The sequence below is a fragment of the Natrinema sp. SYSU A 869 genome, from assembly GCF_019879105.1.
GTDB lineage: Archaea > Halobacteriota > Halobacteria > Halobacteriales > Natrialbaceae > Natrinema.
This window is the reverse complement of the sequence record NZ_CP082249.1, coordinates 2,090,982-2,104,184: the sequence shown is the minus strand read 5'-3', so window position 1 is coordinate 2,104,184 and position 13,203 is coordinate 2,090,982. Positions and strand designations below refer to the sequence as shown.

The following is a 13,203-nucleotide window of genomic DNA, read 5'->3' as shown; positions in this document are numbered from 1 at the left end:
CTCGTCCGCGAGTCCATCATCCCTTCCGACTGCCTCCGGAGCCGCGCCGCCGTGTCACTCGAGGGCGTCCCAGCCCGGCGTTTCAGGTGCGCCGCGGTCCGTTTCGACGGCGTCGGCGACGACCGGTGACGGGACCGTCTCACCGGTCTCCCGGTAGCGCCAGTACCAGTCGCGGATCGCCGGGCCAACCCACGACTTTTCGTCCCCGGGATCCGATTCGATATCCGCTCCCTCGAGAACCCGTGTTTTCGCCCATTCGTAGTGGTGATCGGAGATCGCCAGCGTCCCGGGACTCGAGGCGGCAGCGACCGCGATAGGCTCGGCGCGCTCCTGTCGGGTGAGCTCGCCCGCCGCGGCCCGGTCGACGATCCCCTCGAGATCGGCCGGCCGGGGATGGCAGAAGAGCTTCGCGCCGATCGCCTCCGTACCGAGCAGCAGTCCATCCGGATCGTCGTGATCGGCCTCGAGCAGGCGCTCGCCGCCGAACGCCGCTTCGACGCGCTCGCACTCGGTTTCCTGCTCGAGCGCGAGGTTGTGTTCCGGATACGCACTACACTCGTCTGGGTAGAGTTCACTCTCGTGGATCCGACACTGCAGCGTCCTCGGGTCGAGAAAGACGCAGGTCGGCAGCCACATCGGGTCCTCGCGACCGAACGGGGCCACCGGTTTCGGCGGCTTCCGCAGTCCCACGAAAAAGACGGGGCGACCCGCGACGGCCGCGACGGTGTGGCCGTCGATTTCGATGCCCTCACCCTCTCGCGAAGCGTCTCCGCTTGCCGGTCGTTCCTCTCCACTCGCAGCAGCGGAGCACTCGTCTCGTTCGCGCTCCGCACCGCTCGAGGACTCCGTAGTGTGTGACTCCTCGTCGTCGCGGGCGTACCAGAACCGCGGCGTCAGGGCATCGGCCATTCCCGCCTCGAGGAACGCTCGCACCTCATCGCGGGTCAGCGGGACGAAGGTAGTATCGTCGTCGAGCGGCGCTCGAGTGGCTTCCTGTTTGGTTCCGCCCCCGTCGAACGTATCGCGCGGTCGCTGGCGTCGACGGTCAGTGTCGTGCTCGGTTTCGCCCCCGTCGCCGCCGTCTCGGGCAGCGGTTGCCGCCGTGCCGTCCTCGAGGAGTGGTCGCCAATCCATACAACAGCCGGCACAGCCCTCACAGTTCACCTCCATGTGTGGCGGTACGGCGCTGTCCCCTATAACCGCTATGCGGGGTATCGCCACCCGGCTGCCGCGAGCAGCGCGAAATCATACCGGGCGAACGATTTTCACCATCGGGTACCCATTCTCGCGTATGTCGAAGGATTCCTGTGACGGCTGCGGCCGAACGGTCACCGTTTCGGGCGGGATCGCCAACCTCTGGTCGTTCGGTACCGACGCCGGCACCGTCGGGACCGCGATGACGCTTGAACTCGAGGATGGGACCTCCCACCTGCTGTGTTACCCGTGTATCGAGGCCGTTCCCGATCATCCGACCGCCGAGGACATCGAGCGGTTAGAGCAGGTCGACGACGAGACCTCTGGGCTCAGTGCGCTGTAAATCGAATCCAGGTTGCACACGTTCCAGTGACTGTCCCGGATCAATCACCGCAAAAATGGCCGAGTGGGGAATGGAGGCGAAAGTGACGGTACCGGTGTACCGCCCCATGACAAGCACAATCACAACCGCGGTCCGCAGCCGCGAGCGGAAGGGGTGGGATTTGAACGCCACGAGGCGAAATGCCGCCGCGGAACCAGGTGGCACCACGGTGCTCTACCGCTGAGCGACCCTTCCGCAGGTCAACCCGACGGCGGATTTCGTATTTGTAATCGGCCGGCTACCCGCCGGGCTGCCGGTCGCTGTCGATCCGTAGGTGGTTGATACCGGCCGGTAGCCGCCGGTTTCGGTCTCGTTTGACTGGCCCATATCGGCCCATCGGTATCCGGCCGCTCTTCATCGCGAGCGACGGTCCGTAGCCTTTAGGACGCGGCCGCGCCCTGAGTCGAACGGTGAATACCGAGCGGATCTTCGAGGAGTTCCCCGCACCGAGCTATCGCGGAACCCAGGAGCAGGCCCTCCGCGACGTTCGCGACGCCTTCGCGGCCGGCAACGACGTCGTGCTCGTGCGCGCGCCGACGGGCAGTGGCAAGTCCCTGCTGGCCCGCGCCGTCGCCGGCTGTGCTCGGCGTGCGGACGAGGGCAACCCCAGCGATGCCACGGGAGCCTACTACACGACGCCACAGGTCTCCCAGTTAGACGACGTGGCCGCTGACGACCTGCTGGCCGATCTCAACGTCATCCGCGGGAAGTCGAACTACACCTGCATCCTGCCGGAGGAACGCGATACGCCTGTCAACCAGGCACCGTGCGTCCGCGAACGGGGATACGACTGCTCCGTCAAACACCGATGTCCGTACTTTTCGGACCGAGCGATCGCCTCGAACCGGGAAATCGCGGCGATGACGCTCGCCTATTTCATGCAGACCGCCGGCAGCGAGGTCTTCCGCCAACGCGACGTCGTGGTCGTCGATGAGGCCCACGGTCTCGCCGAGTGGGCCGAGATGTACGCGACCATCCAGCTCGGCCCCCGAACCGTGCCGTTCTGGGATGACCTTCGCGTTCCCGAGGTCGAGAACGTAGAGCGGGCCGTGCGCTACGCCGAGAGCCTCGCACAGACGTGTACACGCCGCAAGGATGACCTGCTCGCACAGGACTCGCTCACTCCCGCCGACGTGCGCGAACGCGACCGTTTACAGGAACTCATCGGCGAACTCGAGTGGTTCGTCTCGGACTACCGCGACCCGCAGAGCCCGACGACGTGGCTGGTCGATCAGTCCGAACTGCGGTCCCGCGACGATGGCGGTACCGGAGACGACGGCGATGACGAACCGCAGGGCGGTCCGCTGACGATCAAGCCGATGAACCCCGAGAAGTACCTCCAGCACACCGTCTGGGACCGGGGCAACAAGTTCGCGCTCCTCTCGGCGACGATCCTCAACAAGGACGCCTTCTGCCGGCAGGTCGGACTCAATCCCGACGACGTCGCCCTGGTCGACGTCGAGCACACGTTCCCCGTCGAGAATCGGCCGCTGTACGATGTGACCCAGGGGAAGATGACCTACGACGAGCGCGACGAGACGACGCCGAAGATCGCCCGGACGATCGTCCGGCTCATGCAACACCATCCCGAGGAGAAGGGGCTGATCCACGCCCACTCCTACGACATTCAGGAACGGCTGGCCGATCTCCTCGAGGACTTCGGCGTCGGCAACCGGGTTCGAACCCACGACCGCGACGGTCGCGACGCCGCCCTCGAGGCGTGGAAGGCCAGTGACGATCCCGGCGTCTTCCTCTCGGTGAAGATGGAGGAGGCGCTGGATCTCAAGGGCGATCTCTGCCGCTGGCAGGTCATCTGTAAAGCCCCGTTCCTCAACACGAGCGACTCGCGAGTGGCCCACCGACTCGAGGAGGGACAGTGGGCGTGGTACTACCGGACGACGCTCCGGACCGTCATTCAGGCCTGTGGCCGGGTCGTCCGCGCCCCTGACGACTACGGCGCGACGTACCTTGCGGACTCGAGTCTGGTGGATTGCTTCGATCGCGCCCGGACGGACATGCCGGACTGGTTCGAGGCACAGGTCGATCGCATGTCGCGACCGGACCTCCCGGCCTTCGAACCGCGGGCCGCACTCGGCGAGACACCATCGAATTCGGGCGGCAGATCCAGTGTTGGGTCGAAAAGCGGATCGTCACGGCAGGGCCGAGCCAGCGGGGCGGACTCGGATACTGGCGGCCACAGCGATCGTTCGTCGTCGCGCTCGCGCCGATCCGGACGATCCTCCCGCTCGAGCCCGCTGGCGGACGTCTGGGACACGGACGAATAGCGGCGGCCGACGACCACTCACCGGCGTCCAGTTCGGAACGAGGGGCGTCGTCGCTCGCGTCACGGCGTCGCGTTAGAACATCGCGATCGCGCTCCCGGCGACCATCGAGGTCATCATGAGGACTGCAAAGACGAGAGCGATGAGCTGACTCTTATTCATACGCCAAGGGATTCGCTCCGCAAGTATCAATGTCACGACCGCTCCGCGTCGCCGTGAGCCATCTCGGCCGACGCGAGCGCCGGGTCCGAGTGCTCTGCATCGGGCTCATCCGATCTCGCGGCTCGTGATGATTCGGGAGATCGTTACTCGAATCGCGCGTCGACGACGACGTGTGCGACGCCCGCGCTATGGCTCTTCACCCGTCGCTTCTCGAGGACCTCGAGCTCTCGGTCTGCCGCGGCGGCGGCTGTCTCGAGGCGCTCGAGCGGCCGCTCCCACAGCCGCGCTTCGGGGGTCGCCTCGTGGTAGTGGACGACACCGCCGGGGACGAGCGCCGCGAGGGCATCCTCGAGGAAGTCATGTGCCTCGTCGGTTCGGGTTCCGTGTGCTGTCTCCTCGTCGCTCTCGCTGGTACCGTCCGCGCTCCCGTAGTAGCCCATGACGACCCGATCGGCCTCGATCTCGCTCGCGAGGTCGCGGCAGTCGGTCATGTACGCGTCGACCCGATCATCGACGTCGTTGAGCATCGCGTTCTCGAGCAGGTACCGAAAGGCGGTCGGGTTGATCTCGGTCGCCGTCACCTGCGCGCCGGCCCGGGCCATCGGGAGGGTGAAGTAGCCGATACCGGCGAACATGTCAAACACGCGTTCGTCGGCGTCTCGCGGCGATCCGTCCGCAGATCTATGATCCGCGGACACGACCTCGCCCATTCGGGCGCGCTCAGCCTGATTCCCGGGCGAGAACATTACCGTCGCGGGATCCAGCCCGTATCGGGTTCCGTGCTCGGTATGAACCGTCTCCGTGTCGTCGTCCCCGGCGATCAGGCGAGTGCGTGGTTCGCGATAGGTGCCGGACGCGCCGTCGTTCGCGATTCCCTCGTCGGCCAGCACGCTGTCAGCTTCGCCGTGGAGTTCGAGCAGGGCCTCGCCCAACTCGCCCTCGTCGGGACAGCCCTCGGGGACCGTCACGAGGATCACCGAGCCGATCACCGCCCACGAGCCCGGAACCGACTCGAGAGCATCGTCGTGCCAGCCCCGGTCGGCCAGTAGCGCCTCGAGATCCGGGGTTCGGGGCTCGGGCTCGAGTTGCTTGACGACCTCGAGCACCGCGGTCTCGGTCGGCGGTTCCGTGATCGGCAGCGCGACCCCGTCGGGTCCGTCCTCACGGGTCGAAGACCCGTTCGCATGGTCTGAGGGCTTTGCTCCGCTTCGCCCTCGCGCCTCGCGCACGCGCCGCGAATCATCGTAGACTCCCTCGGCGCGCAGCGACTCGATGGCCGTCTCTGCGCGCGGCTTCTCAACGATCGCTGCGAGGGGCGCGTCCGCTACCGCGGGTTCGAGGACCTCGTCGACCGTCCGTTCGAGGGTGTCGTCGGACGCCGACTGGTCCGTTGCGTCCTCGTCAGCCGCGTCTCCACCGGTCGCGTCCTCGTCAGTCATCACTCTCGTCGGGCAGAATATGCAGTCCGGCGCGGCTCTTCAGGACGGGCACGGTCTCGGCGTCAGGATCGAAGTAGTCCGGCCGCGAGACGGTCTTCGCCTGAAAGGTCTCGGGATCGAGTACCTGTACGGCGTTCTCGTCTTCGACGGTGACCACCGTGGCTTCGGCGGCGTCCTCGAGGTCGCCCAGCCTCCGCGCGTCGGGCGAGTTCCCCTCCTCGTAGCTCGCCTCGTAGCGCTCGCCGGTCGTCACGCGGATGCCCTTGAGGTTGCCGCGGGCGCTGCGGACGAGGACAGGGCCGCCGTCGTCATCGGCGAGGGCGATGACGTTGCCGGGGGTATAGGGTGGCAGACGAACGGCGAAGGTAACCCGATAGACCTCGTTGCCGTCCTCGTCCTCGGTGACGAGGGTCTCGGCGTCGTTAACGGTGCCGCCGAACTCCTCGAGCATCTTGTTCGAGATCTTCTTGCCGATCTTGTTAGTCGAGACCCTGATGTTCAGTCCGTCGTCGGTCTCGCTCGTCTCCGTGACGAAGGCGTTGCGGTCGCCCGTGGCCTCCATGTCAGCGACGATCTGGGTCGAGATTTCCTTCGCTCGCTCGATCTCCTCGGTCGTCGGGGTGCGGTCCTCGGCGCGGATCTGGACGATGCTGGCGTAGTAGTCGCCAGCGATCCGCCCACAGCGGGTGCAGGTCTGCCGGGCGATCCTAACCGGGACTGTCACCTGCTCTTCGACTGGAGTCCCGCGGACGACGCCCGTGAAGAAACAGTGCATCCGGATCGTGTTCTGGTCGACCTGTTCGGGATCGATCTGCCAGGCGACGTCTTCGACGTCGACGTGGACGGCCAGCGCCTTACTGACCTCCTCGATGGCGATGTCCGTGTAGTCTTCCGCACCGACATCGACCCATCGATTCCCCCGGTAGACTGCACCACAGCGGGCGCAGACGCGAACGTCGATCCGGTCCGGTGCGTCCACGAAGTCGAAGTCCTCGAAGTAACAGGAATCGCAGAGTTCGACCTCGGCACCGGGCCGCAACGGATTGTTCGCGTCGCTCGCCGATCGTTCGGGGACGGGGTCCCCACACCGGGGACAGAACGCACGCGACTCACTCATTGGCCCCGTTTGGGGTCTCGCGGAGTTAAGGGACGCGTTCCATCGCTCGAGTCGATCGTCTCGCTCGAGGCGACCGAATTCTCTCATTCGCGAGTCACGACCGGTTCTGTTCCGTGACGCTCGGGTCGCTCTATACGAAACGAAGGGGGATCGGGTGAATAAAAAGTCAGACATCAGTTACATTACTACCGACTCGATTGCGTCAGACGTGACTCCGTCACACGGTCTCCATGCGAAACGAAGGGGTTCGATCGACCGGTGACCAAAATGTATGATATACGTACAATACTGACTGTAGTTACTGCGGAGAGGTTTCGAGACGAACTGCAGTGTCACTGCCGCTCGTCTCACACGACATTGCGCTCGGCTTCGATCCGTTCGACGTACGCGTCGGTGACGGTGTCGAAAATCTCCGCACCAGCGTCGGCGATGGCTTCGCCGGGGTCTCCGAGAACGCCGTTCTCGGTGATCGATTCGAACCCCTCGCTGAGTAGTCGCGCGGTGGAAATCGACCCTTCCGGTCCTGCCTCGAGCCGATCCGTGCGGACGAGCCCCTCCTCGATTGCGAGGATCATGGCCGTTTCGGCGGCCCCAGCGTGGATAACGTCCTGCTGGTACTCGATGCCGGCCTCGCGAAGCCCCTCATTCAGCAGTTCCATGTGGTCGTCGAGGTCCGCGAGGGTGATCACGGATGCGTCGATCTCGCGGGCAATTTCGGGCGCGACGGTCGAGACCGGCGCGAAGTTCCCGCCGTGTGTCGGGACGAGGACGACGTGCTCGAACCCGTGATCATCCAGTGAGCGGCAGTAGGCGCGGATCACGTCCATCAGCGTCTCCGGCGGCATCGTGATCGTTCCCGGGAACGCCATATGATGGCCCGAGCAGCCGGGCCGAATCGTCGGCGCTGCCAGTGCGTCACCGAACTCTTCGACGATGCGTCGCGAGAGTTCGTCGCCGTCCAGCGTATCCATATTCAGCGGCAGGTGCGGCCCGTGTTGCTCGATCGAGCCGACCGCCACGATCACCGTCCGCGTTCCGTTTTCGAGCGCCGTTTCGACTTCCGGCCACGTGCACTCCTCGAGGAGTACCGAATCAGGGGAGGGCATTCGCTGTTTCGACGGAACGAGTCGATCCAAATACATCTTCGGAATGACTCGTCGGGTCGGTTGGGTCTGCCCCGTGTTAGGACGGTTCACGGGCAGACGTATCGTCAGGGTACTTATTTCTCCGGAGCCCGTTGCTCTAGGTATGAAATGGCAGGCGGACTGGGGATTGCGGTTCCGAATGTTTGTAACGATGTTTCTGCTGTTCGCGTTGTACATCGTCTTCGCGGGCGTGATCACGCTCTACGTTGGCGGTGGACTGTTGCTCTTCGGGCTCATGTTCGGCGGGTTCTCGCTCGTGCAGTACTACTTCAGCGACACGCTCACGCTACGGAGCATGGGCGCGAAGACGGTCTCGGCCGATGAGTACCCGCAACTGCACGCCTCGATTGAACGACTCTCACAGCAGGCCGACCTCCCGAAACCGAAGGTGGCGGTCGTCGACTCGAAGGTCCCGAACGCCTTCGCGACCGGACGCAACCAGAAAAATGCGGCCGTCTGTGTGACGACGGGGATCATGCGGACGCTCGATGCCGACGAACTCGACGGCGTCCTCGCCCACGAACTCTCTCACGTCAAAAACCGCGACATGATGGTGATGACGATCGCCTCGTTCCTCTCGACCATTGCGTTCATGATGGTCCGCTGGGGCGCGTTCTTCGGCGGCGGCCACGGCCGCGGCCGTCAGGGCGGTGGCGGCGGCATCATTGTCGCGATCCTCGTCTCGCTGGTCGTCTGGATCATCAGCTACCTGCTCATTCGGGCGCTCTCGCGATACCGCGAGTACGCTGCCGATCGCGGGGCCGCTGCCATCACCGGCAACCCGTCGGCGCTCGCCTCCGCCCTCCTGAAGATCTCGGGCGAGATGGATAAGGTTCCGAAAGACGACATGCGCGAGGAAGCCGAGATGAACGCCTTCTTCATCATCCCGATCAAGTCCGGCGTCGTCGGTCGGCTCTTCTCGACACATCCGCCGACCGAGCGCCGCGTCGAACAGCTTCGGGACCTCGAGCGCGAAATGCAATCTTTCTAAGGAACTGCGCCCCTCACTCAAGATATGGGACTGCTGGACGGACTCCGCGCCATCCTCGGATCGCGCGCCGAGGCCGACGCCGGACGCGACGCCGACCCCGACGACCTCTTCGGGATGAGCACCGCCTACCTCACGATGCAGGCCGATCTGGGCTATGAGTCGCTGGACGTCGGCGCGCTCTGCTTTTCCGGCGTCGACTCGAGCGACTTCCGTGACGCCGTCGACGAGGTCGAAGCGATCCTCGAGGCCGGCCAGGAAGAGACCGGCACCGGATTTTCGGTCACATCGGACGATCATGGCTATCACTGGGTCATCCTCGAGGACGACGACCCCGAGGATCTGATCACGAGCATGCACTTCGCCGCGGACACCTTCATCGAGCACGGCTACGGCTCGCGCCTGCTCGCGGCGGTCTTCGCCTACGAGGACAGCGATGCCGCTTCGCGGCATCGGAACGGAGGCGGTGGAACCGCCGACATGGACGAAACGGCCTACTGGATCTACTCCTTCCGTCGCGGCCGGTTCTACCCGTTCGTTCCCCGGTCCGGTCGGGAACGCGACTCGAGCGCGGAGTTCACCCTCGAGTCGGCGCTGGACGGCGAACTCGAGATCGAGCGCGAGAAGGAGTACTGGTATCCGCTCTGGCCCAGCGAGCGCGGGACCCACCCCTGGGAGTGAGCGTGCTGTCCGACCGGGAGACGAGGGCGTTGCCCTCTCGACCGGTGGGTTCCCAAACTATGTAGGAGTCACCCGTATACAGGTCCCCCGACTATGTAGAAGTACGCGGCAGGAAGCCACATCATCACAACTGCGCCATACACCAGTTGCTCCCTTTTCCTGCCGCTCTCCGTTCCTTGGTGACGAGCCCCCGGCTCGTCATCTCTGTTTCAGTAACCGGAACTCCGGCTATTGCGTACGTTGGTCAGGAGCGGATCACAAAACCGCTATACTGGGACCGAACCCTTTCAATGAAATTCCGGGGGTGCGGTGAGTTCAACCACGTACTCGCTGCCGTCGTACTGGACGAACCATTCCCCTGCTCCATCTTCCCGCTCGAGCGCGGGTTGCGAGAGAACCCGTTCGGACAGTGACGAAAAGGCGTCTTCTCCGTCTCCACCGGTGTACCTGCCGTCTTCGATCGCTTCGGTGACGATTTTTGCTCACCCTCCGAGAGCCCCGTCAGCTCGTATCGATATCGAGAGCGGAGCCAGGACAGGAAGTCGTCGTCCGTCGTTGCGACCCGTTCGGCCGTATAGTGATAGTTGTACCCCGATTTTTTCTCTGTGTGGGCTAACTCGAGCGAATAGCGTTGCCCGTCCCGGACGACCGCGTCGTACTCGGTCTCCGGGACGAGTTCCGACGTGTCCACCTCCTGTTCGTCGTAGAACGTCTGAACCGATTCATAGTCGCGTTCCCCGGTCTCCGGTGGGAGCGCACCCTCGAGCGACTCTCTGTCTCGCTCCGGGAGGGCATCGTACTCGATCGGCTTCGCAGTGTCCTCGGGCGGCGTCCCCGCCGTTCCGATATGGAACTCGGCTTCTATCAGCGTCCGTTCGACCGTTTTCGACAGTGAAAGCGTGTAGTACGCGCCGTCGTATTTGATCGGCCGTTGCACTGCCGATGCGACCACCGGCTGTGCAGGTTCCACGCGGGGACGCGGGGAGGGACTACTGAGTTTGGTGGTGCCAGTTTCGATCGTCTCGACGATCGGTCGGAGTCTGTCGGACGTGGTGTCGACGGGAATCGTACTGGCTGCGCTCGAAAGGAGATCCGAATCGGATGTCTCTCGCATCGTCAGGGATGGACCGTGACCCCAGCATCCGGCGACCACTGCGGGAACGACCGCGGCAACGGCCCCGAGTAGCTGTCTTCGCCGTAGTGATAGCGGCATGTCGTGTACCTAACACCACTGTCGCACTACAAGTGTTTTCTGTGTGTGTAATGAGGGAGAAAAGAGAGAGCCAGTGTGTCCCTACTCGGGAGACTCTGTCGAACTACTTTATCGAGTGACTGGCTCCGACCCGTCGCATGCCACTGCAGGGCGGTGACACGCCTACTGTTATGACCGTTCGGTCGGTAGCCGCGAACAGTGACTGAGTGGAACCAGTTCAAAGGCGATCCGCACAATTCGGGACTCCGGCGCGATCTCGAGGGCCCGGTCCGTATTAGCGAGGCGTGGACAGCCGACCTCGTCGGCCCGCCGGGGTCGCCGGTGCTCGACCGCGACACCGTCTACGTCGGCACGGCTCGGGGGAACTGCTACGCGCTCGAGCGGGAGACGGGTCGCCGGCGGTGGTTGTTCGAGACGACGGCGGCAACCGATGCGACGCCGGTTGTCACCCGCGAGTACCTGTATCTGGGCACGGGCGAGGGAACCGTCTCCGCCCTCGACCCTGCCACCGGCGAGGAACGATGGCAGGCCGAACTGCCGGGCTCGCTCGAGGGCGCGCTCGCGCTCTCGGACGGCCGACTCTACGCCGGCCACGCAGATGGACTCTCCGCGCTCGAGGCCGAAACGGGGACGGAAATCTGGACCCACGAGACCGAATCGACCGTGGTCGGCGCTCCGGCGATCACCGACGGGCGGGAGGGAGAGCAGCGCCGATCCGCGCTGGACGAGGACCGGGGCGACGAGCCCCTCGAGTCGGGAGCGCTGTCGCTGCTCGACGCGGAGCGAGTGCAGGAGCCGGATCGACAGTGGGGAGCGACCGAGGAACGGCTGTTCGTCGGGACCACGGCCGGGACGGTGCTGGCGCTCGAGGCCGAGACGGGCGAGGAGGTCTGGACCGCACCGGCTAACGGAGCGATTGCGGCGGGGCCGACGGTCGCCGACGGGCGGGTCTACGTCGGCGACGACGGGGGAACGATGCTCGCGCTGGACGCAGGGACCGGCCAGACGTGGTTCACCTATGAAATCGGCGACGGCTTTACCACGTCCGCGACCGTGCTCGCGGCCGCCGAGACGACATTTATCGGTGCCGATGACGGCTATCTGCACGTCACCGACACGACCGTCGGCCGGCGCAAACTGCGCGGCTGGCTGTTCTCGCAGAAGGGGGTCGAACTCGATGGCCCGATCCGTTCCTGCCCCGTCGTCGCCGGTGACGTGCTCTGCGTCGGCGACGCGACCGGCTCGCTCTACGGCGTCACCGTCGACGACCCCGAACCGCTGTGGCGATTCGCGGCTGACGACGCCATCAGCGGGACGCCCGCGATCGCGGCCGAACGGCTCTACGTCGGCAGCGACGACGAGCACCTCTACTGCCTCGAGTGGGACGCCGACGAGCAACTGCACTGAGACCGGTCTCTGATTCATCCCCTCGATGCGCCTTCGCTCTTCAACCCACTGTCACTCCCTCGAGCAACCCCGCTTCCTGCTGGCACTTTCACTTTCACTCTCCTGTAAACGAGGGTTTATGGGGGGTCCGGCACAACGAGAGAGTATGCCCGAATCAGATCTCGAGGAACTCCCTGGTGTCGGACCGGCGACCGCAGACAAACTTCACGATGCAGGCTTTGACTCCTATCAGAGTCTCGCCGTCGCCGCGCCGGCGGAGCTGTCGAACACGGCCGACGTCGGCGAGTCCACAGCCGCGGACATCGTTCGCGCTGCCCGTGGTGCCGCCGACATCGGTGGCTTCGAGACCGGCTCGACGGTACTCGAGCGACGAAACGAGATCGGCAAGCTGAGCTGGCACAACGACGAAGTCGACGACCTGCTCGGTGGCGGAATCGAAACGCAGTCGATCACCGAGGTCTACGGTGAGTTCGGTGCCGGTAAGTCCCAGGTCACCCACCAGATGGCTGTTAACGTCCAACTCCCACAGGAGGTCGGCGGCCTCCACGGCAGCGCCATCTTCGTGGACAGCGAGGACACCTTCCGGCCCGAGCGAATCGACGACATGGTCCGCGGGCTGCCGGACGAAGCAATCAACGCGACGCTCGAGGACCGCGAAATCGAGGGCTCGGCCGACAACGAGGCGGCGGTCGACGCACTCGTCGAGGACGTCCTCGAGAAGATTCACGTCGCGAAGGCGTTCAACTCCAACCACCAGATGTTGCTCGCCGAGAAGGCGAAGGAACTCGCGGGCGAACACGAGGACTCGGAGTATCCCGTTCGACTGCTCTGTGTCGACTCGCTGACCGCCCACTTCCGTGCGGAGTACGTCGGCCGTGGCGAACTCGCGGACCGACAGCAGAAGCTCAACAAGCACCTCCACGACCTCGATAAGGTCGGCAACCTCTACAACGCCGCCGTCATCGTCACCAACCAGGTCGCCTCGAACCCCGACTCCTACTTCGGCGACCCGACGCAGCCGATCGGTGGCAACATTCTGGGTCACAAGTCGACGTTCCGGATTTACCTCCGCAAGTCCAAGGGCGACAAGCGAATCGTCCGACTGGTCGACGCGCCGAACCTGGCCGACGGCGAGGCCGTCATGCGCGTCCAGGACGCAGGCCTAAAGCCGGAATAGCGACACTGACACATCG

At 64.8% G+C, this 13,203-nt stretch carries 11 protein-coding genes and 1 tRNA gene; 6 read left to right on the top strand and 6 right to left on the bottom strand.

Annotated features, from left to right (window positions below):
- Positions 1-54: 54 nt before the first annotated feature.
- Positions 55-1,170, bottom strand: a complete 1,116-nt coding sequence (locus K6I40_RS18610) for a YkgJ family cysteine cluster protein (protein WP_222915301.1) — start codon at positions 1,168-1,170, stop codon at positions 55-57.
- 121 nt (positions 1,171-1,291) lie between these two features.
- On the opposite strand from K6I40_RS18610, the gene K6I40_RS18605 reads away from it, so the two are divergent.
- A complete protein-coding gene (locus tag K6I40_RS18605; protein ID WP_222915299.1) occupies positions 1,292-1,537 on the top strand; it encodes a hypothetical protein in 246 nt (81 codons plus the stop codon).
- A gap of 145 nt (positions 1,538-1,682) precedes the next feature.
- Here the strand turns inward: K6I40_RS18605 and K6I40_RS18600 are convergent.
- Positions 1,683-1,771, bottom strand: a tRNA-Gly gene (locus K6I40_RS18600).
- 215 nt (positions 1,772-1,986) lie between these two features.
- Here K6I40_RS18600 and K6I40_RS18595 point away from each other — a divergent pair.
- A complete protein-coding gene (locus K6I40_RS18595; protein ID WP_222915297.1) occupies positions 1,987-3,861 on the top strand; it encodes an ATP-dependent DNA helicase in 1,875 nt (624 codons plus the stop codon).
- Positions 3,862-4,163: 302 nt separating this feature from the next.
- Here the strand turns inward: K6I40_RS18595 and K6I40_RS18590 are convergent, their stop codons facing one another.
- From K6I40_RS18590 to K6I40_RS18580, 3 genes are all read right to left on the bottom strand, one after another.
- A complete protein-coding gene (locus tag K6I40_RS18590) occupies positions 4,164-5,459 on the bottom strand; it encodes a class I SAM-dependent methyltransferase family protein (RefSeq protein ID WP_222915295.1) in 1,296 nt (431 codons plus the stop codon).
- Complete coding sequence (locus K6I40_RS18585) at positions 5,452-6,576, bottom strand: 60S ribosomal export protein NMD3 (RefSeq protein WP_222915294.1); 1,125 nt, start codon at positions 6,574-6,576, stop codon at positions 5,452-5,454. The genes K6I40_RS18590 and K6I40_RS18585 overlap by 8 nt, the downstream gene beginning before the upstream one ends.
- A gap of 347 nt (positions 6,577-6,923) precedes the next feature.
- Positions 6,924-7,682, bottom strand: a complete 759-nt coding sequence (locus K6I40_RS18580) for a creatininase family protein (protein ID WP_222920403.1) — start codon at positions 7,680-7,682, stop codon at positions 6,924-6,926.
- Positions 7,683-7,824: 142 nt separating this feature from the next.
- Between K6I40_RS18580 and htpX the strand changes: the two genes are divergently transcribed.
- The gene (gene htpX / locus K6I40_RS18575; protein ID WP_222915292.1) at positions 7,825-8,712 is read left to right on the top strand and encodes a zinc metalloprotease HtpX; all 888 of its coding nucleotides are present in this window, start codon (positions 7,825-7,827) and stop codon (positions 8,710-8,712) included.
- Positions 8,713-8,736: 24 nt separating this feature from the next.
- Positions 8,737-9,390: a hypothetical protein gene (locus K6I40_RS18570; protein WP_222915290.1), complete on the top strand. Its 654-nt coding sequence runs from the start codon at positions 8,737-8,739 to the stop codon at positions 9,388-9,390.
- Positions 9,391-9,634: 244 nt separating this feature from the next.
- Here K6I40_RS18570 and K6I40_RS18565 read toward each other — a convergent pair whose 3' ends face one another.
- A complete protein-coding gene (locus K6I40_RS18565; RefSeq protein WP_255681751.1) occupies positions 9,635-10,603 on the bottom strand; it encodes a hypothetical protein in 969 nt (322 codons plus the stop codon).
- Between the two features lie 198 nt (positions 10,604-10,801).
- On the opposite strand from K6I40_RS18565, the gene K6I40_RS18560 reads away from it, so the two are divergent.
- Complete coding sequence (locus K6I40_RS18560; RefSeq protein ID WP_222915288.1) at positions 10,802-12,010, top strand: PQQ-binding-like beta-propeller repeat protein; 1,209 nt, start codon at positions 10,802-10,804, stop codon at positions 12,008-12,010.
- Between the two features lie 145 nt (positions 12,011-12,155).
- A complete protein-coding gene (radA, locus tag K6I40_RS18555; protein WP_222915286.1) occupies positions 12,156-13,187 on the top strand; it encodes a DNA repair and recombination protein RadA in 1,032 nt (343 codons plus the stop codon).
- The last annotated feature ends 16 nt before the right edge of the window (positions 13,188-13,203 follow it).

Coding starts and splice junctions, on each gene's coding strand:
- K6I40_RS18610 (WP_222915301.1), bottom strand. CDS start 1,170: ATGGAGGTGAACTGTGAGGGCTGTGCCGGCTGTTGTATGGATTGGCGA.
- K6I40_RS18605 (WP_222915299.1), top strand. CDS start 1,292: ATGTCGAAGGATTCCTGTGACGGCTGCGGCCGAACGGTCACCGTTTCG.
- K6I40_RS18590 (WP_222915295.1), bottom strand. CDS start 5,459: ATGACTGACGAGGACGCGACCGGTGGAGACGCGGCTGACGAGGACGCA.
- K6I40_RS18585 (WP_222915294.1), bottom strand. CDS start 6,576: ATGAGTGAGTCGCGTGCGTTCTGTCCCCGGTGTGGGGACCCCGTCCCC.
- K6I40_RS18580 (WP_222920403.1), bottom strand. CDS start 7,682: ATGCCCTCCCCTGATTCGGTACTCCTCGAGGAGTGCACGTGGCCGGAA.
- htpX (WP_222915292.1), top strand. CDS start 7,825: ATGAAATGGCAGGCGGACTGGGGATTGCGGTTCCGAATGTTTGTAACG.
- K6I40_RS18570 (WP_222915290.1), top strand. CDS start 8,737: ATGGGACTGCTGGACGGACTCCGCGCCATCCTCGGATCGCGCGCCGAG.
- K6I40_RS18565 (WP_255681751.1), bottom strand. CDS start 10,603: ATGCCGCTATCACTACGGCGAAGACAGCTACTCGGGGCCGTTGCCGCG.
- radA (WP_222915286.1), top strand. CDS start 12,156: ATGCCCGAATCAGATCTCGAGGAACTCCCTGGTGTCGGACCGGCGACC.